The following is a 26,116-nucleotide window of genomic DNA, read 5'->3' as shown; positions in this document are numbered from 1 at the left end:
AATAAACTGTCCTTCTCATCGTCTAGGCTCACCTCCAACGCTCACTAACTGGTGAGGGGTAGGTGAGTCATGCAGCGCAAAAAAAATCATTTTAGGACCCCCAGCACAACCTCTCCAGCTCCGTTCTTGCGGTACACGAGACTGTACATTTTGGCAGCTGCCTTCATGGCATCGTCTGTGACCTTCAGGCCAAGTCTGTCCCCTTCCTCGGCTAAAATTTCGCGCGCCTGAGTCCTGGTAACAAATCCCAGGTTCGTATTCTTCACGGCTTCAGCAAGCATGTGAGCACGTTGAGCTGTCTTCGTCACTCCTCCAGAGAGAAGCTTTGTCAAATGCTCGACCTGTTGTTCTAGCATGGAAATACGCTCAGTTTGCATGCATGTGAGTGCCTGCAGGCATTCGATTTCTTCTTTGGCAAAAGCTACATCCCTCCTGATCTCAGGATCATCAAGTCCTATAACTGGCTTTGTCTTGATGACCTGAGCAGCCTGTGGAGCTGATCTCCTCTCAAACTGCATCCTTACAGCTTGCATACGACTCCCTCCAGGCACTGCAGGATCTTGTGCTCATATTTAGGCCGGGGACGTTCCCAGGGACGCAGGAGAGGGTCCAGTTCTTTCTGGAGCTCTCTTCTCGTATGATAAAGATCCTCAACTTTGGCCTCTAACTCCTCCAGCTCGCCTTCAGCCTCGCAGATCTTAGGCATGAGCTCTTCCAGCTCTGCCTTGATCTCCTGCCGGCTCCTGGGCTCTTTGGGCGGTTTCATTCTTCTGAAGGACCATTTAGAATAGCTCACAGCAACACCTCCCTGAATACTCCCAAGACTGCCAGGATCCAGAACACCGTGAACATTGCAGCCTGAGATATCTCTCCTGTCCTGTAGTTGTGCCAGACCAGGCCTATGTTAGATATGGACCAGACTGCATTTGCAGTTCCTGGGGCTCCTACGGAGACACATGCAGCCCCTATGATGGAGATGGCTGTGCATGTCTTGGCGATCATAGGTACTGGCCTCCGTGCTTCTCGCAGATCTCCTTCAGAACTGCAGGCTCAAGGTCTATGAATATGAGGACATTATCATGATATGTATTGGATTCACGGTCATGCTTATAGTCCTCGATGTAAGATCTGGTACTCTCAAAGTGAGGGAAATGTGAGAACAGTATGCTCCTGACGTACTCCCAGTACCATCTCGCCTGAGTGTAGGAATTTCCGGTAGTAATGACAACATGCTGCACTATCGGGACATTAAACGGTCCGGAGGATATAGTGAACCTCACTGCCATCGCCTCCTCTTAGCCTCGATCTCTTTCCGTCTCTCACGGTCAGCACATCTGCAGATCATATAGCCACAGTTAGAACATGCCTGAATATGATCCCTGAATCCAAGATGATGGAACCTGCGGATCCTGCGTCTGTGCAGATCTGCAGCTTCCTTCATGGAGTATGCACTTGCATTGTCCTGGAGAGGGAATCTGGTTTCACTGACTCCATTATCTACAGGGATGAACTCAGGTTTTTTGATGACTCGCAAAGTAGGTCTCTCTGCAGGATCCTTCCATTCTAAGCTCATACCTGGACCTCCACAGGCTCTAGGACTCTAACAGCCGGGACCTCTCGCTCATCCGCAAGGCAACTCATCTCATCAGTTGCCGCAGCGATCTCCTGACAGACAGCATTCATACCCGTGCTGCAGGATCTCTCCAGGCTCTCCAGCTGAGAGGAGATCTTCTCCAAGGCTACCCTGATACCCCTGAATTCCTCCCCCAAGGCCAGCGGAGTGGTCATCACAGAGCAGCCATTCAGGAATGGGTTGTAGACTGCACAGGAGTCTCCCATGCAGTCTCTGAAGCCATTGTACGGACAGCGCATCAGAAAACACCTCCAGATATCCAGTATGTAGAGCACACGTTCCATCCGATGATGAATATACCCATAGCTCCCACAACGTAATTGAGGGCCTTCCAGGCAAAAAGAGACTGAGGTTTCACGTACCTGTAGCAGGCATAGCAACAGAGCACTACTATGAACTTTGTAATGAGAAGAGAAGCAAATCCATACTCAGACAGGAGGTAGTTCATGGCAGGATTTGCTTCGACTCCCCCCAGGTTTAGCGCCCAGACTGTTGTGAGAATATCTCCCAGAACGTAGAAGATCAGGACAGGCCAGCTGTCAAGTATGAAGGCCTTCATGATACCAGCCCCCGAGGACACTCCTGCATATTGCCAGGGATCCTTCCTGTGAGGCGGCAGTATGACTGTTTCTGAGCTCCTTTATGTGTGGCTATAAGCCTGGATGTTAAATGGCAGCATCCTGCCTGGCGGCAAGCTGCAGCTGTCAGTGTCTCGCTCATAATACCAGCTCCTCTACAGTAATAGGAGCGGTTATGCGTTCATCGATAATGGCCTGAACAAACTGATTGACAGCTGTGATCCTGGATCCGTTTGAGGCTTCATTCCTCAGGATCTTAAAGATCTCTGCTTTCCTGTCCTGCTTGTTCCGGATGATTGACAGCGTGACCGCATTCCTCCAGCTCAATCTTACCCTGGTGTTCTGATACCTGAGATCTACCTGTCCGTCCTGAGTATCCTTCCATTCCAGATGCATCGTGCCAGGAACAGGCACGTAATGGAAGTATGTCGAATGTCCACGTTCTGCTCTTGGCCTGCGCTTTGGCTTGTCGAGCTCTTTCTCTCTCTCGCCCAGGTCCTTCATGACCTCTTCCAAAGTTGGCAGATCTGGATTACATGGTGTATCTGTGGAGCATATATGGTCTACTGTAGGAGCTGGCACTGCCCCTTTGAGGAGGTCCAGGATCTGCATGGATCTCTCCAGAGGAATGTCCCGAATAGTCACAATAACTTCTATGCTAGGCATCAGACCCACCTCCCTGGAGTCCTGGATATCTTGTGCGGAAGGATACGAGGCTGATCTCCACACCAGACCTTCCCTACCATCCAAAAGCGGCCCATGCCTTTATGGACCTTGATGGCAACCTTAGGCCTCTGTGCCGGAGCTTTGACGTCGTGCCTTTGCCGGTAGGTTATGCGGCGCACGGAGAAAGTACCAGGACGCTCATGGTCCTGGATGATGTATGCAGGTTTGCCTGACATTCAGAGCACCTCCTGGGAGCTTTCCAGGCCGATCTCTGAGCGGAATAACTGACGCCTTTGCTCTACCTGACAGTTAAAGCAGAGGCCATCTTTGAGAGAGGTAGAATAGTATATGTCGCCACACTTGCTGCAGGCCTTCTCAGCTGCAGTGATAAGACGTCCCCAGGAGCACATTAGAGTACCTCCTGGGAAGTGTGACGTGCAGATCCTCTGGAGAGGTGGTATGAGCAACCAGATACAGGACCTGCATCATCAGTGTGAGTTCTGAATATTCGCGTGGATAGAAAAGCGTAGCGAGTTGTCTGTGCGTCAATGTGCTTGTTCAGATCTTCTATGGAGGAGGCAATTCTGTCCATCAGTTCTCACTCCCACAGAGATCGATTTGATTATTTCTCCCGTAATAACGAACTGTCAATGCAAATGCAAAGACAAAAGCTGGAGTAATGAACAGAGCAGTAACGGATGAGCTGTCAAACTGCATATCCAGCAATGCATGAAGCCCGATAAATGCCAGTGGAGCTGCCATACCTGCAGATGTTCCTAGCAGGACATAGTAGAACTTCTCCAGAGCCGGTCCTCTGACTTGTGCGGAGCTGTCTGCAGGGAGATCTTCAAAGCCTATACAATCGCAAGCTTCACAGCTAGCGCCTTCGCTATTATATTCAATGTCTTTCATTTCGTTCAACCTTCTTTCTATTTTTTGTGTCGAGTCTCGTAAACTCAACACTGATTAGGAAGATAGTTTAGTATATAAGTTTTTTCAAAAGCAAGTATTTTACAGATGTTCGTATGGGATAGAATAATTAGGCTGATAGCTAACTAATATATGGATAAAACATTTATACACAATAGTGTATAGTACTAAATGCAGCTTCAGATTTTTGTGAACCTGCTCGTAACAGGTTTAAATGGACTGGGTTTTTTCGTTCAACCGCCCGGTCCAAAATTACAATAATCGAGGATGCGCTCCGGGGTGATGGACTCATCATTAGGATGGTGAGACCTCACATCCCGATCGGAGCACCATTCCTTTTTTTGGAAACAACATCTTGCACCAGTTAGAGGTTTTGCAGAAACAGGCTTATCCCATACATCCGTTTGGACCATTAGTTTTCAATGAAGCTCCCTCTCTTAGAACCCATCCTGCCATGAACCGCTTGTGAAGACCTGAGAAACAGGCCCGGAAAGGAAAGAGAATTTTGCCCATGAAGCCCTTGGATCAGGAGTAAAGATCTGGCGGGAAAAGAGGAACTGGGAGGGAAACAATCTACTCAGGCTTCCAGGCCTGCATTCTTTCCATTATCCTGTTCACTACATCCTGCACTCTGTCCCTGCCGCTGACCTTGATGGTCATATCGGCATAAGCGGCATACAGCCCCGTGCGCTCCTGGTAGAGTTCACGCAGGCCCCTGCCTTTGAGACCGACCACGCCCCTCGTGTCGATGTTTGAAAGCCTGCGGGCGATGGTCTCGTAAGGGACATCAAGGAAGATAATTGCAGAGTTCGACTTCAGGAAGGCCATTGACCTGTCAGAGTAGACGACACTTCCGCCTGTTGCAATAATGCAGTCTTCCTGCAGCTCAAGGGAGAGGATGCATTGCTCTTCGATGCCTATTAAGCCCATGTCTCCCTTCGTATCAACAATATCCTGCAGCATGCTGCCGGCTGCATTGATTATCAGGTCATCGGTATCCGTGAAGGTGTACCCAAGGAGGCGGGCGAGTCTCTTCCCCACAGAACTTTTCCCGGCACCCGGCATTCCGATCAGTGTTATTATCATACTGCCTCCTTAGTGTTACTTTTTAGCATTGTTTATATCCAGTTCCAGTCACAATGCGCCATCGGTGTTTTAGTTTGTCAGCGCCTGTATGGGTGCCGGTATCCTGCCGCCCCTTGAGATGAATCTCTCGGAGCTGAAGCTGTTAACATTCATGACAGGTGCCCTCCCCAGCAGGCCACCGAACTCCACCACATCACCCACGGTCTTGCCGGGGACCGGGATGACCCTGACAGCGGTTGTCTTCTTGTTTATCATGCCTATGGCCATCTCGTCTGCGATTATGGCGGAGATGGTGGATGCCGGAGTAGTGCCGGGAATAGCTATCATGTCCAGGCCGACGGAGCATACACTGGTCATCGCCTCAAGCTTGTCCAGACTCAGGGAACCGCGCTCCACTGCATCGATCATGCCTGCGTCCTCACTAACCGGGATGAAAGCTCCGCTTAAGCCGCCCACTGAAGAGGAAGCCATTGCTCCGCCTTTCTTGACTGCATCGTTTAGGAGGGCTAGCGCGGCTGTGGTGCCATGGGTGCCGCAGCTTTCCAGGCCCATGGCTTCGAGTATTGCGGCAACACTATCACCGATGGCAGGAGTGGGGGCCAGGGAGAGGTCGAGCACGCCGAACTTTGCATCGAGGCGCCGGGCGACCTCCTTGCCTATGACCTCGCCCATGCGGGTTATCTTGAAGGCGGTCTTCTTGATGCATTCGGAAATGTCACCCAGGGAAGGGTCCTCCAGGGCACGTACCGCCGAGTTGACAACGCCGGGGCCGCTGACACCTACATTGATGGTGCACTCCGGCTCCCCTATGCCATGGAAGGCCCCTGCCATGAAGGGATTGTCGTCCGGGGCATTTGCAAAGACCACGAACTTGGCGCATCCGATGCCCCCCTGGTCGCGTGTCAGGTGAGCGGTCTCCTTGATGATCCTGCCCATGAGGGCCACAGCGTCCATGTTTATCCCGGCCTTCGTTGTTGCGACATTGATGGACGAGCAGACCTTCTTTGTGCTCGCCAGGGCCTTCGGGACGGAGTTGATGAGCCGCAGGTCTCCCGGGGTCATGCCTTTTTGAACAAGGGCACTGAAGCCGCCGATGAAGTCGATGCCCACATCATGGGCGGCCCTGTCAAGGGTCATGGCAACGGATGTGAGATCCGGCTCATTGCAGCTTTCCGCAACTATGGCTATTGGCGTGACGGATATCCTTTTGTTGATGATGGGAATGCCATACAGGTTCTGCACGTCGTCGGTGGTCTTCACGAGGTCCTTTGCGCAGGTAGTTATCTTCCTGTAGATGTTCTCGTTAAGGGTATCGATATCGGGATGGCTGCAGTCGCGCAGGCTTATGCCCATGGTGACGGTCCTGATATCCAGGTTCTCGTTGGTGACCATTTTAATGGTCTCGAGGATCTCTTCGGGATGGATGAGCATTGGAAGGCCTCCGCTTATATCCTGTGCATGAAGCGGAAGGTGTCCTCGTGCTGCACCTTGACCTCGACACCAAACTCGTGACCCTTGCCCGCCATGGCTTTCTGGAAGGAGGAGAGGTCGAAGTTCTCTTCTTTTATCTCTGCGAGCATTATCATCGTGAAGAGATCCTGCATGATGGTCTGGCTGATGTCAACGATATTGACGTTGAAGTCCGCCATGACCCTGGTGATGCCTGCAACTATACCGACCTTATCGATACCTATTACTGTTATTATGAAACGACTTGAGACCATGGTTTTTACCTTTGCGGATGATTGGGTGTTTGAATGCGCGTATGATATTTGCATGTATAATATAGGAAGTGATATTTTGACTTTGCCTATAACGGACCGCCAGCACATTGCCGTTGTTACGTCCTGCCGGATATTTCAGATAAGACCAATACAGGTTTACACGGATTACATGGCAGTGGTTTCTAAACTAAGCCCTTTAAGGAGTGGTGTCGGTCTGCGTGGATCCGTGCAATATCCGTGAAGTTCTTTCCTGAGCAACGGATAGGATCAGAAAAGGAGGTTGGGGAACGAGTCAGTACCCGCAGAAGGATAAGAGTTGTCAGCACAGTATATATACTATTAAAGATACTCATTTTGATGCTCATATATGTAAGACCTTCCTGAGGAAGCAGCTTACGTATTCTGACGCGATTCCCGGCCTGAGATATATCTGCACGTACATATAAAATAAGCAACAGGAGACTTATGTACATCCGGCTTATTTTTATGTTCAAAAAAGTATATATAGTAATCCATTATTATAATAATAATGATGATGGCAGGCAGAGATGCACGTCAGATGAGTCAAGTCGAACACTAGGCGATATACAATGGTAAAAATTGTACATGCACAAACTGTACTCACGGAGGACGAACTGGCAGCTCTCAAAAAGAAATGCAACGAGTCCTCTACGAAGGAAGCGCTGAGTATAGCAGTGCAACATTATCTCGAGTGCGAGTATACCAATCTCGACGATAAGATGTGGACTAAAAAACTTGAAAAAGTAGTCCAAAAAAAGAAGCAAAAGAAAGTGTAGACTTTTGAACGAGAGAGGAACATATATGAGCAAAGCAAATCAATTTCTTGACACAGAGGATGCAGTATCCCCGGTCATCGGTGTTATCCTGATGGTCGCGATCACCGTCATCCTCGCTGCAGTCATTGCAGCATTCGTATTCGGCATGGGACCACCTGAGCAGGCACCGCAGGCAAGCTTAAGAGCAAGCGCTACACCAATTGAAGGTACTGGAGGCGTCATTTACAATGGTATCAAGCTTGAGCATCAAGGAGGAGAGCAGATAGTTTTGGCAAGTGCCAATACCAGGATATCTGTTAATGGTACAGTTGTAGCATACAACACTACTATGGACAACACATTTGATGCCGGTGAGATATTATACATATCCAAGGCAAGTGGTGGTGTGTTCTATATTGATGATATAAAGAACGACACTGCATCTACAAGCATTGGTGGCACAGGCGCAACAGCCAGCGTTAAGATAATTGACGTCACCAGCCAGCAGATGATTGCTGACATGAACGTAAGGTTCTAAACGTAAATTCTTATGACGCACCATTTGCGTCATCTTTTCTCTTTTTTACGAATCGTTGAAATAGAACATTTATATTAGATTGTTTTTTACATCATATATAATCATCAAAATTGGTTATGCAATAAAAACGAACGTATTTATGCACCCAATGATATACAGGCCCAATAGCAAAGCAATGAGGAAGTTACATGCCGAAAAGAACTAGTTCTCAAAATGTTCATCCCAAGTTTACTGAACATATCAATGAAACGACATGTATAAGCATTGTGAATTTACGATCCGATGAATCATCAGAATCCATTGCAAAGATGGCTCGGAAAGCAACATCCCGAGCAGCACGCGATGCTCTCAGAAATGGCCGGGCCATTACGATCCAGCAGGGTAATGCCATTGTAAGGAAATTTCCTGATGGGAATGTAGAAGTAGTAAAGACCCTCGAAAATGCATACTTCATCCCGCAAAAACGTGTGTATAGGATATGAGGCGAATCAGGATATTCGCAGGTCCGAATGGATCAGGCAAATCTACCCTGGTTAAGCAATTTATTGAAGATGATCCGAGGTTAATAAATACTCAATTCCATATTGATCCTGACAGGATTAATGTCACAGATGTTATTGATTTTGGAAATTTCGGAATACAGACGGATATTCTCGATTTTAAAGAACACCTCTTTAAGTCAACCCTTTTCCCAATAAGCAAGATTGATATTAACAATATCAATTTTAAAAACAATTGCCTTATCAATCTAAACAATCCTTATTTTGGTTCATTGGTAGCAGATTTTATCCGAGATCAACTAATTGAATCAGATATAAGCCTGTTTTCATTTGAAACAGTATTTTCACACATATCTAAAATACAATTCATGGAACGGGCTAAACAAAAGGGTTGGGAGCTATATCTTTACTTTATAAGTACCTCAGATAGTGCCATTAATCAGGGACGAGTGAAAGAACGTGTTGAAAAAGGGCAACATGATGTTCCTGAAGATAAAATAGTAGAACGGTATATAAGAGCAAACAATTTTTATATGATGCCTTAAAGCTATGCAGAAGAGCATATGTATTTGACAATTCTAACGAAGATTCAACTTTAATTGTCGAAAAAGACATCAATGGACAAATTAAAATCAAATGTCATGAACCACTACCTCAGTGGATCAATACATACCTTTTTTCAAAAATCGAATGAATGCGCAGAAGCAGTTGAATTAGGTGAAATTATACGTCTCGTGCTGATAATGACTTGCATGTAAACTTATTTTATCCAATAATATCTAAACGGAATCCGCATTCGTATCGTAATTTTGTTTAAAGCTACTTAATATCTCATTCTTGTTTTCGACTTGGCAGGGTAGTACATGATTTTTAGGACAAAGAGCAAATATTAAAAAAGTATATATACTATACACTACACCATTTAAATAACCAATCTAAAGGATGTGGTTTTGTGAATTATGAAGGTTTATTGAAAAGCGCCTGGAATTTCCAGAAAGACAATATAGTTACTTATGCAGTTGCAACGCTGATAGCGTTCGTTGGTATGATACTTATAGTCACCATCGCCCCGCTGTACTACGGACTTGTCCATATCGCAGTCAAGGGTGCAAGATCCCAGCCAGTAGAGATCAATGACGTTTTTGAGGGATTCAGGAACGGCAATTTCGTCAGAAGCTGGATATACATGCTGATATACATCGTGGTCGTTGGTATAGCCAGCCAGATAGCCTCCATCCTGGGTACGATAGTGGGCATCGTTTTCATCTTCGGTATGCCTCTGCTCGTCATCAAGGGATACAGCGGTGTCGATGCCGTGAAGGAGACCTTTGAGCTTGTCAAGGCAAATCCTGTGGAAGCCCTCGTACTGTACATCATCATGGCCGTCCTGAACGTGATAGGAGCAATAGCACTTATCATAGGACTGCTCATCACAGCGCCGCTCACCCAGATATTCCTTGCAAAGGCAACCATGGAAGTGGCAGGCGAGACCGCCCAGAGCGGGGCCTCCTCTGCAACGGTAGTGGCATAAGAACAGAACAGGTGTGACTTGCAGGTCGGAAGATCTGCAAATGCTCTTTTTTAGACAGATTCCAACTACAGAGAGAGGAATCCATCAGAAATCAGTCAGATGGGAACAGGATAGGAAACAGAAAAAGAACAGAATAGGAAACGAGGTTTCAAAAAGCCTCATATCCCGTAGATCTCGGTGCCCTTCTTGACCTTCTCGATGTCCCTGTCAATGACCGAGAGCCTGTTCTTGTCAACCTTCAAACCGGCAAGGCTTTCGATGAACCATATGGACTTGACATGATCGTCAGGAGTTAGTTTCCAGTCGGGTTTTTCCATATAGAAGTCGATGCCTTCGGCATAGTGTATGAGTTCGGACCGGACCTGCTCCGTTATCCAGCCAAGTTCCTCGTAGTAGGAAAGAATGTCCGGGAGGTTGTTTCTGCCGACAAGTCCCATGAGGAACTCAAGCCACTCCATGCAGAGCTTCATGTTAGTGGAATTCTTGGTTATGCCGGAGAGGTGGACGTTCTGCCCGTACCCCTTATAGCTTCGCGCCCCGATCTTGCGAAGCTCGGAATCCACATACTCGGTCATAAGCCCGAGGTTTTCCTTAAGCTTCCTGTGATCGAGGTCAGCAGCCTCTTTGAATTCCCGCAGGTCTGCAGACGTTGCACCAAGGCCGTCCATCAGCGAGGATATGGATTTTGCAAGCTCCATGGACATGGACTGCGACTCACCCTGGGACCTCTCAAGGGTCCGGAGACGGTCCTCCATAGGGGAGAACTTCATGATGGCATCCCCAAGCTGCGAGAACCTTGCGTCAGACTCCTGTGCGGATTCATGCATCTGCACCAGCAGGGCAGTATAGGAATTGACAAGCTCCGAAATGCTTTCCTCTATCCGGGCCAGGTCAGCCCTGATATCCGAGTTCTCTGCACGCAACATCCCAAGGCCGTCTTCAAGAGAGACCATCTTGCCATCAAGGGAGTTCAGCCGCATTGTCGTGTCGGCCAGGCGCTGCTCCCCCTCCTCCTTTATCCCGGCTACGGCAGAGCCGAGGTTGTCCATGCCCGATGAAAGACAAAGCACGTTGCTGTTAACATCAGCAAAGCGGGACAACATGCCTTTCATATCGGCCTTGACATCCTTCAGCTCCGATGTGAGCCCTTCTATCTTTTCAGCGCCACCGCTGGCCAGTACACTATCCCGGGAAGAGGGATCAGAGTCTTTCCTGGCACCGGATGTATTTTTCAGGGATCTTTCCGCATTATCCTTCCCCACGGGAATCGTCTTCATGATCCCGTCGTCAGGATCGGGGACACTGGCCTCATGGCCCTCCTCATCCGGGAACAGATCGATCCTGTGCTCCTCCTTCAGCTCCATAAGGGGATCTTCGATGGGCGTGACCTTCCTGATGCCCTCTGCAAAAGGGTCCACGGAAAGCTCCCGGGCTGCCTGTGGCATTTCAGACTTTCCCCGCTCAAAAGGATTATCGTGAACTGAGGGACCTTTGGCAAAAGGCTGCACGGTGCCTGCAGCCGGGGCTCGGGAGAAATGATCGGCAGCTGCAGTTCCAGGTGCAAATGAAGAACGTGGATCAGGGACAACGGGTAAAGGTGAGTCTTCTTTTATTTCCTCCATTCTCTCAAGAAGGCTCTTTCCTGCGACCAGCCCCCTGAACAGAGATCTCAGGGTAGTTCCGGCTCCTTCGAGATTCTTCTTCAGGAATTCTGCCTTTGAGAGCAGGGAGCTTGAACCCTGTAAAGATGCCGGATTCCGGGACGCTGTCGCATTCCCGGGAAATGCACCCCCCGGAACATGCGTGGTTCCTGCAAAGGGATCAAAGGAGGCATGAGTGCTAGCCTGGAAGTGGACCCTGGAAGCGGATGACGCCTCAGACGGATTGGGATATTGTGGCGAAGGGCCCGGGAAATGAGTGGAAGATGGCGGCGCGTGTCCCGTGAAAGGGTTCATCGGGAGCTGAACGCTATCCGGAGAAAGCTGGACGGGCGGTGAGAACGGGCTTGCAAAAGGATTGTTCTGAGGCTTCCCCTGGTCCGGAAAAGCACTGCCCTGGAAGGGCATCTGAACAGTTGAAGGACCAGCCAGGGAGCCCGGAGATCCTGCGAAAGGACCCTGCTGCTCCCTCTGCATGAAAGGAAGTCGATCAGCTGGGGATGAAGAGCTGAAAGGATCAGTATTTTTCGGAGCTGCATCCTTGAACGGGTCAGGAGAGGGAGACACATATTCCGGCAGCGAGCTGCTGAAAGGGGACATAGGGCCTACTGATGCTGCACCTTCAAAAGGCATGGAGGGTTTAAACATTTTTTCAGGGGATGCAGAAGTCCCGGAGATCGGATTGAAAGCAGGTGCTTCCGACAGACCAGGACCGAGAGTTCCCAGCAATTCCGTTTCCGGGGATTCGTCCCCCGGCATCTTGAGCTTGAAAAGAGGAGGAGGTGACCGTCTGGCGACCTTCTGCGGAGTCCTGGGGTCTGCCTTGTCCGCAGTCGGGTGTTTGACATCACTCAAAGGTAGCTGGCCCGTACCCGGAGCAGGCCTCAAAGGTGGCATGCCAGCCTTCTTTGGTGGAATATCCATTAACTGCGCCAGTTGAAAAGGCTGTTCCACAGCAAGCTGGAACTGAGGTCCGGTTGACTGCCCGGGCCCTCCAGATGGCTCCTGCCTGTCTGAAGCCTGGGACTTGTTCAACAGGGCAGAAAGGTCACCACCATTGCGGAAACTGGGTGGTGAGAACGGAGCTGGCTGTCCCTCGGGCTTATTCCCGAACGATGGCACGTCTACCTTTACCTCTTCCATCGGTGCTCCGGAAAACGCATTGGCTAAAATATCCGGGATAGACGGAGCAGCTCCTGCATTGCCTGTCAGGAAAGCAGGCAGTTCAGGTGCAGAAGATGCAGCATTTTGAGATTTGCCGTCAGAGCCTTTTTTAGTGTCCCAGGGAAATTCAGTCATATGAACCAGCTATATAAGAAAGAGGATTTTTATATTTAGTTAAATATTATATGGCCCTTTTTTATATAAGACTTGCTCTTGCCGGCATGGCATGACAAAGCGAAAACTCCGGCCGTGAACAGAGAAGACATCAGAGAGAAGTGCAGTAGAGGAAAATATGGCAAATAAGAGTGTAGGCGCACGGGAATAATTGAGGGAATGGACGAGAGATAAAGGATGAAATTTGTGCTAAAATTCATGCTGTGAGTTTGTGCGCCTAAGTGTGCATTGGGAATTAACATATATAAATATTACCTGGCACTCCGTAAATAGAAAACATGATGAGCAGATGATGATGAGGCCTTTTGAAGCGCATAGGAATAATTGATAATGCACAATAATATATTATTAACGATTTTCCCGGAGGACTATATGCTAAATAGAGGCTTGCAATGGAAGGATATATCTGTTCAACAAAAAAAGAAAAGCCATTTCAAACAAGGTCAACTGAGAGAAGTCACACCTTAGTGACCTTGGCATTTGCTATGGAATAACGTACCATGTCCTCGATCTCCACCTTACTTTCCTCTGGCGGAAGGGATGCAGACTTTGCTTTGACCTCAGGGTGCTGGGGAACAGCCGCACAACTTGCAGCCGGCTTTATGGAAATATCGAAAGTACCTATCCTCTTTGCGATAGTGACGATCTCGTCCTTATCGAGACCGATCAGCGGATGGTAGAGGGGAGCACATAACCCATAGACCTCAGCATACATATTGGCAGCCGTCTGGGAGGCCACCTGTCCGAGGGAAGAGCCTGTGATAATACCTGAAGCATTCTCTATGTTCATGATCTCCAGCGCTATCCTGTACATGGTACGCTTACACAGCACACAGGTCTTTGCACGGTCGCAGTTATCAATGAAAGCCCTCAGGTTCTGCCCGTTTGGCACCTCATATACCTTGAAAGGGTGGCCGGGGCACCATTTCTGGAGCTGGTCGATGCACTCCATAGTCCTCTGCCTTCCACGCTCATCACTGAAAGGCTCATTATTGCAGTAGATAGGGATAATCTCCACGCCTCTTTTCATCATCATCCAGGTAGCTACAGGAGAGTCTATGCCACCCGATATGAGAGAGACCATCTTACCCTGTGTCCCGAGGGGCAGCCCTCCCACGCCCTGCACCTGCCCGGTGAATACATAGGCGTACTTCTGCCTCATCTCAACGAATATCTCCCTGTCGGGATCGGTCAGGTCTACGGAGGGCTGCATTCCCTTCGACTCAAGCATGGCCCACACCGCATCCCCGCACTTCATCCCGAGTTCCCTGGAAGAGAAGTCATGATTGCCGGTCCGCTTTGCCCTTATCGCAAAGGATTCATCTTCGCGGACAAAACCATCGGCCACCTCTGCACAAAGCCTGGCTGCAGCCTCGATGCTGGCTTCCGTTGTCCTTGCCGGGGAAGTGGAAACCACACCAAATACATCCGCTGCTGCTTTTGGGGCGTCGGGGTCAGCACTGTGGATGAATATCCTGCCCCACTCACGGCTTATATCCGAATAGGGAACACCATATTGCTTCAGCATTGACTCGATGTTGTTCACCAAGGTCTTCTCGTACCAGTTCCTGACGCTGCTGCTCTTGAGGGCAAGTTCGCCATACCTGACAATGACTATATCGTTCATCATGTGATAATCCAATTTGTTTGTGAATATGTTCTGGAATTTCTGACACTATCTCTTTATCCCGAAGGCAGAGAATTCACCTGAAGGAGATGACCAGCGGACATCCACATCCTTCACCCGGGAAAAAGCGGGGCCTCTGTGAAGCATCTCTATGAGTGTTTCAATACTCCCACGCGGACCCTCGGCCACCACCTCCACCCGGCCATCGGGCATGTTGCGGGCAAAACCCGCCAGTCCGAGCCTGATGGCGTTCTCCTGCGTGAACTTCCGGTAATAGACTCCCTGCACCTTCCCGGAAACAATGATGTTTGCAGAGGCAGGAGCCCCTGCATCCGTATTTTCATCCAGCATAAGGTTATATTTCGTATGCGGATTATAAGAACTTTGGCCTTACGGACAGCATCTTTGCAAGAGGCAGGCCCTTGTAAGGCAGGCCCTCTATCTCGGAAAGCACCCTGGCATTAAGCTGCCCGGCGGTCATTTCCACCTTCTTCGGCTTCTCAGGCTCGGATTCAGCCCTGATAGTCACATTGATGTTACCGGTCTCGGCCTCCTTGTCACCCACGACCACAATATAAGGTATCCATTCACGGGCTGCCTCACGGACCTTCTTGCCCACGGTATCCTCCCTGTCGTCAATGTCCACGCGGCACTGCAGCTGGTCTGCAACCTGTTTTGCAAATCCCATGTGTTTCTCGGATATGGGTATGACCCTTACCTGGGTAGGGGAAAGCCATACTGGAAGCATAGGCACTCCACCCTTCTCAGCTCTCATGGCCTCCTTCTCCAGGAGACCGTAGATACAGCGCTCGATGGCCCCACTCGGGGAGCAGTGGAGGATAACGGGCTTCTTTGCCACGCCGTCGGTATCCACATAATTGATATCATACCTGTCGGCGTTCTCCACATCGATCTGGACAGTGGAGAGAGCACTTGCCTTTGCAAGGGCATCGACGAAGTTGAACTCGAACTTGAGCACGAAATAGAAGAACCTCGTATCCCACATCTCCACAAGCACGGGCTTGTTGACGGTACGGGCCAGGTTTGTGATGAAATCCTTGTTCTCATTGTAGAAGTCCCTGGTGAACCTTACAGCCACCTCGAAGTCACTTACCTTGATGCCGACCTTATCAAGCACGGATATGCACATGTTATACTGTGCATCAAACTGCTCCACAGCCTGCTGCATGTCTGTACACAGGCTGTGCATGTCAGGCATTGTGAAGGCACGCAGCCTCCGCAGGCCTACCAGTTCCCCGCGCTGTTCCTTACGGAAGCTGTACCTGGTCATCTCGATCATCCTCATTGGCAGGTTCTTGTATGAGATGGTCATGTCGTGGTTCATGAGGAACTGCCCGAAACATGCCGCGAACCTGAGGAACATGTGCCTCTTGTCGGATTCGATAGAATACTGCCTTGCAGGGAACCTGTCAAGATACTTCTTCAGGGTCGGGTGCTCCATATCATACATCAGGGGAGTCTCGACTTCCATGGCGCCCACCTTGTAGGACTCCTCAAGCACGAAGTTCTCAAGCAGGGATTTCATCAGGCGCCCCTTGGGGTAGTAACGCATGTTGCCTGAGTCGGACCCGGGTTCGTAATCAGCGATCTCCAGCCTGCGCATGAGCTCAACATGTGGCGGAGCCCTCTCGACAGCTCTCTGTTTTGATATCTCATAATTGACGAACTTCTGCAGGTTCTCGTGCCCTGTGAAATCAAATCCCTCGGTGTTGTGCAGCTCTCCGTCAGGCGTCAGTATGTGCCAGTAGGACCTTGCAGTGCTCTCCGCCTTCAGGGCCTCGGATACGACCTCTTCCTTTTCCACGGCTACGGCCTCCCCGCAGACTGCGGGCTTGCCCTCGGGGACTATAGAGCGCGAAAGCTCGGAAAGCGGGTGACCCTTACAACTGATCCTGAAAGCCTTGTACCATCCAAAAGGAGCCCTCTTGACGTTGTACTCCCCGGACAGTGCCGCTTCCACGCCCTTGAGAACAGCAACAGCGGCCTTGGGGGAGGAGAGATCGGAACTAAGGTGCGCGTAGGGGTACAGCATTATGTTGGCAGCCTTTACCTGTCCTGCCACATTCCTTATCTCGGCTGCCGCCTTGCTGATAATGCCTTCTACATCGGCCTCATCTGCTTTTTCCACTGCCATGAAGGCTGTCAGCGCCTCCTCGAGCCTTCCGGTCCTGAATGACTCCTCGATCTTCTCGGCCACAGGAGTGCTTTTCTTAACTTCGTATTCAATGTAATCAGAATGGATCAATAAAAGTTGCATGGGGTTCACCTTAAGATAAATGCTAACTTAATTATAGCAATCCTTATTAACCTTTTTCAGTTCTCTTTCGGGGAAAAAACGGAAAATGAAACAGGGCATACCCGGGGGATGGATCAGCTCTGATCAGGAAGCTCAGCTTCGATGGAAACATGCTTCTTCTCAGATAAAAGGCAGGCTGCAGACACATCATCCATGTACACCCTGTAAGCTGCTATGATCGCACCAAGCAATATAGGAGCTGCAAAGAAACCCGAGATACCACCCACAAATGCCCCTCCGAGGAACGCAAGAAGTATCAGCAGAGGGTGCACATGGGACTTTATGCTTGAAAGGTAAGGGCGCAGGAAAAGTTCCGGTGGCACATAGATGACTATTGACGACACTAAGAAGAATATGATAGCACTTTCCGGGCCATATTCCAAATACCTGTAGGCCGAAAGTGCCAGGAGCACCATGTAGCCTGCAAACATGGGAATAACGGAGGCAAGGAAGATAAGTGCCGCTAGTGCCAGTATGTTCGAAAAGCCGAACGCATAGAACACGATAAGGGACAATATGCTTACTATGAGCGCAGCTGATGCGTTGCCTACGAAGACTCCCTGCAGGATAACGTCAAGATGCTCGAAGTACCTGACCACCGAGCTTTTACAGTTATCCGGGAACAATGCCACGATAGCCCGGTACAGCCTGTGACCGTCAGCCAGAAGGTAATAACATACAAATACGGCGACCACAAGATTAAGACCGAACATCATAATGTCAAAGGCATAAGAGAATATGCCCGCCCCACTGATCAGGGGGACGAAGGAAGTGGAAATGTTCCATAAAAGCTGGTTAACATCGTTACTGTACTCTGCAGGTACATTGACCCTCCTGGAGTAATCGAACACGAGATTGAGCATGTATGTCTGGTTATCAAACACCCATGCGATCTTGCGCACTATTTCCAGCAGGCCCCATCCTATGATAAATACCACCGGCACTACAATGGACATTGTTGCCACGAAAGCACCCAGTCGGGGAAAGCGGTCCATCTTATAGAAAATAGGCCTCGATATGTATGCGAACACAAGCCCCAGGATAATACCGTCTGCAAGAGGCAGGAAAATGAACACCTGGATAATAAGAAGTAAGATAATTGCTATTACTGCCGCAATCTTCCACTTGGAATCAATTATGCGGGAAACTCCGTCCTTTATTGTTGGAACCATTATAATCCGCCAAAACTTAAAGCCATATATCCAGAAGGTAATATAATACTAAGAGTATTAATAACTCACCGCAGAGAAGACCCAATTATATTCATCCTGTCCGAATACTTCACAATAAAACAGGAGCCACTACACCTGCCGCATCGGATGCAGCTTTCACTGATCAGCACCCCACCCTGCCCATCAAGGCTTATTGATCCCGCAGGGCACGCTTTGAGGCAAATGCCACAGCCTGTGCATCTGTGGTTCCTCAGAAGCTGTTCTGAAACTGCAGCAAATAGCCTGTCAGCCTCTTCCCTGTTATCCGCGTTAACCACCAGGCTCCCGGAGGAGAACAGCTTCACGGTGGACCCACCACTCTTTACAAGCAGCAACCCGAGTTCTTCTGAGAACGAAGTGCTTCCGATAATATTGAGGATATTGCCGGCCTTCCTCATTGAAAGACCCTGTACCGCTCCCTCGATCGAATAGCCGCCTGCCCTGCATGGGGATATTCCCGAAGTCATCTCAATTGCGAACTGTGATGTCGTTTCCCTGCCTGAAATAGATATGCCCGCATCTTCACATAGCTTTACCATTTTTGGCGGGAGCTCCTTCCATCGCCAGAGGCCGTGCTCGATGAACTCCGGGGTGAACCCTGATTCTTCTGCCCAGTCTTTCAGGAAACTGTTCCAGCGACTATACAGTTCCGGATGCAGATCCCGCAGCCTCTGGAATTCAGCAGAAAGGGCCGCAGGGCAAAGATAACATCCAACCCTTTCAAATCCCTGGTCGTAAAGAGGATTATACTTAAGGCCCCTCCAGTAGATATACAACCAGACCTCTATGGCTCTCCAGTCCCTTATAGGGAATATGTTCAGCTGACCAGGAACAAAGGGGTTCTTCTCGCTGACAGCGATCCTTGCCCGGGAGAAGGATTCATGCTTCCTCTTCCCGTCAATGGTCAGGCACGTGGGCGCATTTTCCAGGCACTGTTCAATAGCCGCATTTGCAGGTGCAAGCTTGCAGGTCTTGCAGCACCACCTGAAATCCTTGGCAGGGGGGCCAAACGTAACCACGTTGTCCCAGAAACTGTCCCCTGCTTTCTTCTCAATGAGCTCGATATTGTTCTCAGCACAGTGCTCATGCACGAAATCCACGGTTTCCGGGAATTCGATGCCTGTGTTGAGGAAGAACGCCTTCACATCCCTGTTCCTCAGTGCGCTGCGGGTAAGGTCCAGCACTGCCAGGCTGTCCTTCCCTCCACTGAAGGACACATGCACAGGCAGGTCCCTGAAATCCTTCTGGTTCGCTATGCCCTTGATGGTATTGATCGCATTCTTACCAAGGCTGCGCAGGTGATCGATATTTGCCGCAATGACGTCACCCATGGATGAGACCTTAGGATTGAGGGAGGCAGACTGGGAGTCGATCTTACGTACCCTGACGGCAGGACCCCTGCAATCCTGAAGTTCATCTGCATCACAGTAGGAAACTCCAAACCCTGCCAGGGCGCCTGACACAACAAGCACGCTGTCACCCTTCCTGATATCGAGGGACATGCTCTGGACCAAATCAGCTTCCACCTTCTTGCCGTTCAGGTGCCTGCTGCTCTTCTTTAAGACCACAAGCTTCCCAGGGACGGGATTTCCCATCAGGATCTTAGCACCCTGGACCATGGGCTCAAATCTGTAACTCATTGATTGCAGGTCAAAGCCCAACACGCCAAAGTAGAGGCCGTCAACGATCACCTCGTCAGTCTTGTCATCACCCGGTATCTTGTTGAGCAGCACGATACGCTCCCCGATGGGATCACACCCAAAAGAGGATACGAGCTGTTCGCGGAGCACGGACCTCTCGTATGGGGAACAGAACCTTACATCGGCAGGCTGGGACAGGACCAGCTTCTGTCCTTGTCCGCCGCATGTGCAGCATCTTTGCCCGATGAGCGGTACATTGCAGGTATTGCACCAGAAAATATAATCCTTCTCGTAACTCGCGTGCCTGGGACCGCTTTTCTCCCTGGCCCCTGTATTTTCATTCTTAGAAGAGGGACTGTCCTTTCGCCTCGAAGGCTTTCTTGAGAATCGATCTTTATCCATTATAGTGTTCTAGTTAGTTGACGGCATTAAGTCTACCACCATAAAAAGATATCGGTAAGCCTCTCCGGACATCCGGCCAAGGAGGGCTTACCTGTCCTTTCAGTTGTTCCTGAGATAATCATTGATAGTCTGGGCTGCAAGCTTGCCGGCGCCCATGGCACTGATGACAGTCGCTGCACCCGTCACTGCATCGCCGCCTGCACATACGTTCCCAATTGAGGTTTTCGCAGACTCGTCAACAACGATAGTGCCCCGTGGACTCACCTTCAATCCATCAGAGCCTGAGAGTATCATCGGGTTTGGCGAGGTGCCAATGGCAATTATCACTATATCGGCATCTATCACATGCTCTGAACCGGCTTTCGGGACAGGGCTCCTGCGTCCGGACTCATCCGGCTCCCCGAGTTCCATCCTGATGCACTCAACGCCTTTAACGGTCATGTTATCACCCTGAAGGATGCGGACGGGATTGGTAAGCAGCCTGAAGATAATGCCTTCCTCCTTTGCGTTCTCCACCTCTTCCTTCCTGGCAGGGAGCTCGTCCTCACCACGGCGATAGACAATGCTGACCTCTTCGGCACCAAGACGCAGGGCACTGCGGGCGGCATCCATTGCAACGTTGCCGCCTCCCACCACAATGACATGCTTGCCTCTCTTGATGGGAGTGCTGTAGTCAGGGAAACGGTAAGCTTTCATCAGGTTCACCCTTGTAAGGAACTCGTTGGCAGAGTACACACCGTTAAGGTTCTCGCCCTCGATACCCATGAACTTCGGAAGGCCCGCACCCGTACCCAGGAAGACCGCATCGAAGTCATTCTTCAGCTCTTCCAGGGTCTTTATCTTGCCGATGATATAATCCACCTTGACATCGACCCCAAGCTGCTTTATGTACTCGACCTCATCCCTCACGATTGATTTTGGAAGCCTGAACTCAGGTATCCCGTAGGTCAGCACTCCTCCTGTATCGTGGAGTGCTTCGAACATTGTCACTGCATGTCCTTCTTTTGCGAGATCAGCTGCAGCAGTCAGGCTTGCAGGACCTGCACCCACGACCGCCACTCGCTTGCCAGTGGACTGCGCGCGTACAGGAGCTGCTACACCCTTCTTCCTCTCATGGTCCGCACAGAAGCGCTCAAGCCTGCCGATAGCAACAGGCTCTCCTTTCTTTGCAAGGACACACAGTTCCTCACACTGGACTTCCTGAGGACATACGCGGCCGCATACTGCCGGCAGGGAGTTTGTCAGCTTGATGGTCGCTATGGCCTCATCGAAATCGCCTGCCTTCATCTGCGCGATAAAGCCAGGGATATCAATCTCTACCGGGCAGCCCTGGACACATTTAGGGTTCCTGCACTCAAGGCAGCGGGAGGCCTCCGCAATTGCCTGCTCTTCGGTGTAACCCAGTGCGACCTCATCAAAGTTTCGGGTCCTCTCCTTTGCGTCCTGGTGAGGCATTGCCTGTCTTGCTGCCATCAGTTACCACTCCTGCATGTGCACTGGTGGTTCTCCTGGCATTGCGCCTCCTCCGGCCTGTATAATCCAAGACGACTCATCAGCAGGTTGAAATCGACCTTATGCGCATCAAATTCAGGTCCGTCCACACAGGCGAACTTCGTCTCGCCACCCACGGAGACACGGCAACCGCCGCACATGCCTGTGCCGTCGATCATTATAGGATTGAGGCTCACTATTGTCTCCACGCCGTAGGGAGCTGTCATGCCTGCTGCCACCTTCATGAGAATAGGAGGGCCGATGACGACTATCCGCGCGATCTTCTCGCCACTGTCAAGGATCTTCTTTGCGACATCGGTCACGAAGCCGTGGTGTCCCTTGGAACCGTCGTCAGTGGCTATGTACAGTTCATCGCTTGCGGCCTGCATCTCGTCTTCGAGTATGAGAAGATCCTTGTTCCTCGCCCCTATGACGGATATGACCTTGTTCCCTGCATCACGATATGCCTTCACCTGCGGATATACAGGGGCAATCCCGACACCTCCGCCTACAAGGATGACCGTGCCCAGCTTCCTCACGTCAGCAGGTTTTCCGAGAGGGCCGACAAAATCCAGGAGTACATCCCTGTCTGTCATCTGTGCAAGCTGTTTTGTGGTCTTACCCATCTCCTGGAAGATAATGGTGACATAACCTTCATCAGCATCGAAATCTGCGATCGTAAGAGGGATGCGCTCACTGGTTTCATCAATACGCAGGATAATGAACTGACCTGCCTTTGCAGCTTTGGCAACATCCGGGGCAAGCACCTTCATCAGATGCACCTGGGGTGCTATCTGCTTCTTTTCAAGAATTGTATATGACATGTGATCACACTATTATATGTTGGTAAGGATTGATGGAAATGTGCATATGATTACAGTCCTAGTACTTAAGATTTAAGTAGAGGTAGTAGGAAGCGGACTGTACTCCCGGACTTGGAAAGGGTCCTTCGCATTGAGCCGATAGAGCGTATTCACATAACACGCCTTATATATTCGTATGTTTATTTATACAAAGCAAACAATTTCCACTTAGTTAAAGCGGAGGAATGTGCATAAAATCCATAATTCTTGCAGGCGGCTCGGGAACACGTCTGTGGCCATTGAGCCGGGAACTTTACCCTAAACAATTCCTGAAGATCAGGAACAGATCCCTTTTTCAGGACACTGTGTCAAGATGCCTGCAGGTTTCAGACATTTCGGAGATCTATGTAGTCACGAATGAAGTGCACAAGTATTTTGTTATCAGCCAGGTTGAGGAGCTTGGATATGACATGCCTCCCGAGAACCTCCTGCTTGAACCTGAAGGCAGGAACACACTTCCTGCCATATGTTACGGGATAAGGGAGATCGACAAGGCTTTTGGAAAATCGGTCGTCGGCGTATTCTCTTCTGACCACGTGCTTGACCCTGTTGCAATGGAAACTATATCCGGTGCAGAAAAAATAGCATCCGAATATCTTGTGACGTTCGGGATAGTTCCTTCATCCCCGCATACCGGATACGGATATATCAAGCCGGGAGAGGAGCTTGAAGTTGGTAACAGGGTCCGGGAGTTCAGAGAGAAGCCCTGTATGGAAGACGCAAAAAAATACATTGCAGAAGGATGTCTCTGGAACAGCGGGATGTTCCTGATGGGCACGGACATCTTTTCAGAAGAAGTGCAAACCCTGGCTCCTGACGTGTGGAATGCTTTTGAGAATGCCGGCACAATTCAGGAAACCTATTCCAAAGTGCCAAACATCTCCATTGATTATGGCATCATGGAGAAATCCTCCAGGGTTGGCGTTGTGAAGCTCGGATGCAAATGGAGCGACCTTGGGAACTTTGATGCATTCTATGCTGAATCTGAAAAGGACAAGGCCAATAACTGCACGCTTTCATGCCAGAATGTTCTCGTTGACTCAAACAATAATTTTATCCACTCCAATGCCAAGAAGTTGGTCTCGCTGATCGATATAAATGACATGATAGTAGTTGATACCACTGATGCCCTGATGATCTGCCCCCGGAAGAGCAGTGAGAAGGTAAAGGAAGTTGTCAACCTCCTTAAAAAGAGAAACGACGAGCGCATAAATATCCACGAGACTGTCTATCGCCCCTGGGGATCCTATACGCTGCTGGAGAATTCAGGCGGACATAAGATAAAGAACATAGCAGTCCTTCCAGGAAAAAAGCTGAGCCTGCAGTTGCATCATCACAGGAGCGAGCACTGGGTGGTCGTCAAGGGAATGGCGCAGGTGGAGAATGACGGCCAGAGCTTCTTCCTCAGACAGGGAGAGAGCACTTTCATCAAGGCAGGCGCAAAGCACAGGCTGTCAAACCCGGGGAAACTGCCGCTGGAGATCATTGAGGTGCAGCTGGGCGAGTATGTGGAAGAGGACGACATTGTGAGATTTGACGATGAGTATGGGAGAGCCTGAAGAGATGTTAAGACCTTATCCATACGACATCATAGATTTTTATTAGTCCTCAGTTACTATTGGATATTACCTTTCTACTCCATCTCTTATCGAATAAAAATAGAAAAAGGAAAATTAAGCTCATATGAAAATAATATATATCCTAGATGTCTTCCCAAAACTTTCAGAAACCTTTGTACTTAACGAAATAGTACAACTGATAAGAAATGGTCATAATCTTCACATATTTTCTGTTTCTTTACCTACTGAAGAACTTGTGCATCACGAGTTTAGTGCTTTAAACTTAAATAATAAAGTACATTACTACAAAAAAAACAACTTGCAAAATGTAACAAAGAGGAGATTGTTTAAATATTTTGCTAAAGGAGTTGTAAGGGATCTATTGGACTTTAATGTGCATCGTAATATAGCCAACGTTAACTTGAAGATTGCATATTTCTCTGTTTTAAGTGAAGATATAGACGTAGATATAATACACACTCACTTCAGAGGTGATCTTGCACGAAAACTGGCTTTCTGCACAAATAGAAAATATACAATGACATCTCACGCTTTTGAGATTTATAGTAATCCTCGATTGAAAGATATAAAAAGAGCAATCTTTGATGCAAATAAAGTTTTCACGCCTTCGAATTACAATAAAAGATACTTATCAGAGATCACAGGCTGTCGCGAAAGCAAAATCAAGGTCATTCATGCTACAATAGATCCAGATAAATTTACTCGTAAAGCTGATACTAATAATACAAGCAAACAAATTATAATGGCTGGCAGGCTTGTTGAAAAGAAAGGCATGAAATACATGATTTTAGCCATGAAAGATATCCTCTCTAAGCATCCTGAAGCATTACTAAAAGTAATTGGAGAAGGACCTCTGAAGAGTGAGTTAATGGACCTAGTAAGGGAAAATAATCTCACCAATAATGTAGTATTTCGGGGCTCTCTTCCAGATGACGAATATTATAACGAACTGGAAAACAGCATTATTGCAGTATTGCCCTGCATAATTACAGAGACTGGCGATCGTGATGTGTGCCCCCTTACATTGCAGGAAGCAATGTCTATGGAGTTGCCAGTTGTCTCTACAAATGTGCATAGTATACCAGAGCTTATTGATCACAAAGTATCAGGTATATTAGTGAATCCAAATAGTGAAAAAGAAATTGCTCGGGCAGTAATTGAGCTATTGGACAATACCCAACTGAGGGAAAAATTAGGTAAAGGTGGAAGGAGAAAAATAATTCATGAATTCAACATAAAGTGCCAAGTAGAAAATCAGACCAGAGAATGGATTAATATTTATTCAGATAAAAAGGAGTTTTTATGAAACTAACTATTATAAATAATATTCAAAAAGTACCTTTTGTTAAAAATATAAATGATTTTATATATTATAAAATTACTAATCGATTTCCAGGCTCAATAAAATACTGGGAAGAACGATACACTCAGGGTGGAAATTCAGGTTCAGGTTCTTACAACAAGCTTGCTTTATTTAAAGCTGAGGTTCTAAACGACTTCTGCGAGAAAAATAATGTCATATCTGTTATTGAATATGGTTGTGGAGATGGAAATCAGTTATCTCTAGCAAACTATAAGCTTTATATTGGGTTAGATGTTTCAAAAAAAGCAATTGGTATTTGCCAAAAGAAGTTTCAAAATGATTTAACCAAAAGTTTCTTTTATTATGATCCTTTTTATTTTATTGACAATGCACAAATCTTTAGTGCACATCTTGCCCTTTCGTTAGATGTAATTTATCATTTAATAGAAGATGAAATTTACGAATCATACTTAAGTAATTTATTTAAATCCGCTATAAACTATGTGATAATATATTCTTCGAACTGTGAGGGAATATATAATGATACTGAACATGTAAAACACCGCTGTTTTACCAAATGGATTGAAGTTAATAAGCCTGATTGGATTCTTATTAGTCATCTTGTAAACAAATATCCTTTTGATTCTACAAACGAAAAAGAAACATCTTTCGCAGATTTCTATATTTATAAGAAAACAAATAAAGAGGGTAAAAATGATTAAAT

At 48.5% G+C, this 26,116-nt stretch carries 31 protein-coding genes; 9 read left to right on the top strand and 22 right to left on the bottom strand.

Going from position 1 to position 26,116, the window contains the following annotated elements; all coding sequences use genetic code 11:
- Positions 1-86: 86 nt before the first annotated feature.
- The 9 genes from PV02_RS06795 to PV02_RS06755 are packed head-to-tail and all read right to left on the bottom strand — an operon-like array spanning position 87 to position 2,877.
- Positions 87-533, bottom strand: coding sequence for a hypothetical protein (locus tag PV02_RS06795; RefSeq protein WP_256622627.1), 447 nt, complete (start codon positions 531-533; stop codon positions 87-89).
- Positions 521-796, bottom strand: a complete 276-nt coding sequence (locus PV02_RS06790) for a hypothetical protein (protein WP_256622626.1) — start codon at positions 794-796, stop codon at positions 521-523. Before PV02_RS06790 ends, PV02_RS06795 begins: the two co-directional genes overlap by 13 nt.
- Positions 793-1,002: a hypothetical protein gene (locus tag PV02_RS06785; protein ID WP_256622625.1), complete on the bottom strand. Its 210-nt coding sequence runs from the start codon at positions 1,000-1,002 to the stop codon at positions 793-795. Before PV02_RS06785 ends, PV02_RS06790 begins: the two co-directional genes overlap by 4 nt.
- Entirely contained in the window at positions 999-1,286 is a 288-nt protein-coding gene (locus PV02_RS06780; protein ID WP_256622624.1) for a hypothetical protein, read from the bottom strand. Before PV02_RS06780 ends, PV02_RS06785 begins: the two co-directional genes overlap by 4 nt.
- Positions 1,277-1,573 (bottom strand): hypothetical protein, encoded by a 297-nt coding sequence (locus PV02_RS06775; RefSeq protein WP_256622623.1) that lies wholly within the window; start codon positions 1,571-1,573, stop codon positions 1,277-1,279. The genes PV02_RS06780 and PV02_RS06775 overlap by 10 nt, the downstream gene beginning before the upstream one ends.
- The gene (locus PV02_RS06770; RefSeq protein WP_256622622.1) at positions 1,570-1,872 is read right to left on the bottom strand and encodes a hypothetical protein; all 303 of its coding nucleotides are present in this window, start codon (positions 1,870-1,872) and stop codon (positions 1,570-1,572) included. Before PV02_RS06770 ends, PV02_RS06775 begins: the two co-directional genes overlap by 4 nt.
- The gene (locus PV02_RS06765) at positions 1,872-2,192 is read right to left on the bottom strand and encodes a DUF5658 family protein (protein WP_256622621.1); all 321 of its coding nucleotides are present in this window, start codon (positions 2,190-2,192) and stop codon (positions 1,872-1,874) included. Before PV02_RS06765 ends, PV02_RS06770 begins: the two co-directional genes overlap by 1 nt.
- Complete coding sequence (locus tag PV02_RS06760; RefSeq protein WP_256622620.1) at positions 2,189-2,353, bottom strand: hypothetical protein; 165 nt, start codon at positions 2,351-2,353, stop codon at positions 2,189-2,191. The genes PV02_RS06765 and PV02_RS06760 overlap by 4 nt, the downstream gene beginning before the upstream one ends.
- Positions 2,350-2,877 carry a hypothetical protein gene (locus PV02_RS06755; RefSeq protein WP_256622619.1) on the bottom strand — a complete coding sequence of 176 codons (528 nt, stop codon included), beginning with the start codon at positions 2,875-2,877 and terminating at the stop codon, positions 2,350-2,352. The genes PV02_RS06760 and PV02_RS06755 overlap by 4 nt, the downstream gene beginning before the upstream one ends.
- A gap of 32 nt (positions 2,878-2,909) precedes the next feature.
- Here PV02_RS06755 and PV02_RS06750 point away from each other — a divergent pair, with 32 nt between their 5' ends.
- Complete coding sequence (locus PV02_RS06750) at positions 2,910-3,110, top strand: hypothetical protein (RefSeq protein ID WP_256622618.1); 201 nt, start codon at positions 2,910-2,912, stop codon at positions 3,108-3,110.
- Between the two features lie 3 nt (positions 3,111-3,113).
- Here the strand turns inward: PV02_RS06750 and PV02_RS06745 are convergent, their stop codons facing one another.
- From PV02_RS06745 to PV02_RS06725, 5 genes are all read right to left on the bottom strand, one after another.
- Complete coding sequence (locus PV02_RS06745) at positions 3,114-3,287, bottom strand: hypothetical protein (protein WP_256622617.1); 174 nt, start codon at positions 3,285-3,287, stop codon at positions 3,114-3,116.
- A 181-nt stretch (positions 3,288-3,468) separates the two neighbouring features.
- Entirely contained in the window at positions 3,469-3,789 is a 321-nt protein-coding gene (locus tag PV02_RS06740; protein WP_256622616.1) for a hypothetical protein, read from the bottom strand.
- 591 nt (positions 3,790-4,380) lie between these two features.
- Positions 4,381-4,893 carry a shikimate kinase gene (locus PV02_RS06735; protein WP_256622615.1) on the bottom strand — a complete coding sequence of 171 codons (513 nt, stop codon included), beginning with the start codon at positions 4,891-4,893 and terminating at the stop codon, positions 4,381-4,383.
- 69 nt (positions 4,894-4,962) lie between these two features.
- Positions 4,963-6,324, bottom strand: a complete 1,362-nt coding sequence (locus PV02_RS06730; protein WP_256622614.1) for a PFL family protein — start codon at positions 6,322-6,324, stop codon at positions 4,963-4,965.
- Between the two features lie 14 nt (positions 6,325-6,338).
- Positions 6,339-6,617 carry an ACT domain-containing protein gene (locus PV02_RS06725; protein ID WP_256622613.1) on the bottom strand — a complete coding sequence of 93 codons (279 nt, stop codon included), beginning with the start codon at positions 6,615-6,617 and terminating at the stop codon, positions 6,339-6,341.
- Positions 6,618-7,207: 590 nt separating this feature from the next.
- Between PV02_RS06725 and PV02_RS06720 the strand changes: the two genes are divergently transcribed.
- From PV02_RS06720 to PV02_RS06700, 5 genes are all read left to right on the top strand, one after another.
- On the top strand, positions 7,208-7,414 hold the full coding sequence (locus tag PV02_RS06720) for a DUF5371 family protein (RefSeq protein ID WP_256622612.1): 207 nt from the start codon (positions 7,208-7,210) through the stop codon (positions 7,412-7,414).
- Between the two features lie 25 nt (positions 7,415-7,439).
- Positions 7,440-7,931, top strand: a complete 492-nt coding sequence (locus PV02_RS06715; protein WP_256622611.1) for a type IV pilin domain-containing protein — start codon at positions 7,440-7,442, stop codon at positions 7,929-7,931.
- 188 nt (positions 7,932-8,119) lie between these two features.
- Positions 8,120-8,413: a hypothetical protein gene (locus tag PV02_RS06710; RefSeq protein WP_256622610.1), complete on the top strand. Its 294-nt coding sequence runs from the start codon at positions 8,120-8,122 to the stop codon at positions 8,411-8,413.
- Positions 8,410-8,976 carry an ATPase gene (locus PV02_RS06705; protein WP_256622609.1) on the top strand — a complete coding sequence of 189 codons (567 nt, stop codon included), beginning with the start codon at positions 8,410-8,412 and terminating at the stop codon, positions 8,974-8,976. The genes PV02_RS06710 and PV02_RS06705 overlap by 4 nt, the downstream gene beginning before the upstream one ends.
- Positions 8,977-9,383: 407 nt before the next feature.
- Entirely contained in the window at positions 9,384-9,962 is a 579-nt protein-coding gene (locus PV02_RS06700) for a DUF2189 domain-containing protein (RefSeq protein ID WP_256622608.1), read from the top strand.
- Between the two features lie 158 nt (positions 9,963-10,120).
- Here the strand turns inward: PV02_RS06700 and PV02_RS06695 are convergent, their stop codons facing one another.
- The 8 genes from PV02_RS06695 to PV02_RS06660 form a co-directional block, all read right to left on the bottom strand.
- A complete protein-coding gene (locus PV02_RS06695) occupies positions 10,121-12,919 on the bottom strand; it encodes a FlaD/FlaE family flagellar protein (protein ID WP_256622607.1) in 2,799 nt (932 codons plus the stop codon).
- A 496-nt stretch (positions 12,920-13,415) separates the two neighbouring features.
- The gene (gene thiI / locus PV02_RS06690) at positions 13,416-14,588 is read right to left on the bottom strand and encodes a tRNA uracil 4-sulfurtransferase ThiI (RefSeq protein ID WP_256622606.1); all 1,173 of its coding nucleotides are present in this window, start codon (positions 14,586-14,588) and stop codon (positions 13,416-13,418) included.
- Positions 14,589-14,633: 45 nt separating this feature from the next.
- On the bottom strand, positions 14,634-14,936 hold the full coding sequence (locus PV02_RS06685; protein ID WP_256622605.1) for an acylphosphatase: 303 nt from the start codon (positions 14,934-14,936) through the stop codon (positions 14,634-14,636).
- Positions 14,937-14,958: 22 nt separating this feature from the next.
- Positions 14,959-16,863, bottom strand: a complete 1,905-nt coding sequence (locus PV02_RS06680; protein ID WP_256622604.1) for a threonine--tRNA ligase — start codon at positions 16,861-16,863, stop codon at positions 14,959-14,961.
- A 113-nt stretch (positions 16,864-16,976) separates the two neighbouring features.
- A complete protein-coding gene (locus PV02_RS06675) occupies positions 16,977-18,074 on the bottom strand; it encodes an AI-2E family transporter (RefSeq protein ID WP_256622603.1) in 1,098 nt (365 codons plus the stop codon).
- Between the two features lie 65 nt (positions 18,075-18,139).
- Positions 18,140-20,155 carry a phosphoadenosine phosphosulfate reductase domain-containing protein gene (locus PV02_RS06670; protein ID WP_256622602.1) on the bottom strand — a complete coding sequence of 672 codons (2,016 nt, stop codon included), beginning with the start codon at positions 20,153-20,155 and terminating at the stop codon, positions 18,140-18,142.
- 99 nt (positions 20,156-20,254) lie between these two features.
- Positions 20,255-21,628 carry an NADPH-dependent glutamate synthase gene (gene gltA, locus PV02_RS06665; protein WP_256622601.1) on the bottom strand — a complete coding sequence of 458 codons (1,374 nt, stop codon included), beginning with the start codon at positions 21,626-21,628 and terminating at the stop codon, positions 20,255-20,257.
- Positions 21,628-22,470 (bottom strand): sulfide/dihydroorotate dehydrogenase-like FAD/NAD-binding protein, encoded by an 843-nt coding sequence (locus PV02_RS06660; RefSeq protein WP_256622600.1) that lies wholly within the window; start codon positions 22,468-22,470, stop codon positions 21,628-21,630. Before PV02_RS06660 ends, gltA begins: the two co-directional genes overlap by 1 nt.
- A gap of 224 nt (positions 22,471-22,694) precedes the next feature.
- On the opposite strand from PV02_RS06660, the gene PV02_RS06655 reads away from it, so the two are divergent.
- From PV02_RS06655 to PV02_RS06645, 3 genes are all read left to right on the top strand, one after another.
- Positions 22,695-24,068, top strand: coding sequence for a mannose-1-phosphate guanylyltransferase/mannose-6-phosphate isomerase (locus PV02_RS06655; RefSeq protein ID WP_256622599.1), 1,374 nt, complete (start codon positions 22,695-22,697; stop codon positions 24,066-24,068).
- A 124-nt stretch (positions 24,069-24,192) separates the two neighbouring features.
- On the top strand, positions 24,193-25,395 hold the full coding sequence (locus tag PV02_RS06650) for a glycosyltransferase (protein ID WP_256622598.1): 1,203 nt from the start codon (positions 24,193-24,195) through the stop codon (positions 25,393-25,395).
- Positions 25,392-26,114 (top strand): hypothetical protein, encoded by a 723-nt coding sequence (locus PV02_RS06645; protein ID WP_256622597.1) that lies wholly within the window; start codon positions 25,392-25,394, stop codon positions 26,112-26,114. The genes PV02_RS06650 and PV02_RS06645 overlap by 4 nt, the downstream gene beginning before the upstream one ends.
- Positions 26,115-26,116: the final 2 nt, after the last annotated feature.

The organism is Methanolobus chelungpuianus (assembly GCF_024500045.1).
GTDB lineage: Archaea > Halobacteriota > Methanosarcinia > Methanosarcinales > Methanosarcinaceae > Methanolobus > Methanolobus chelungpuianus.
Note: the sequence above shows the minus strand (reverse complement) of the source record. Positions and strands in the feature narration are given on the sequence as shown.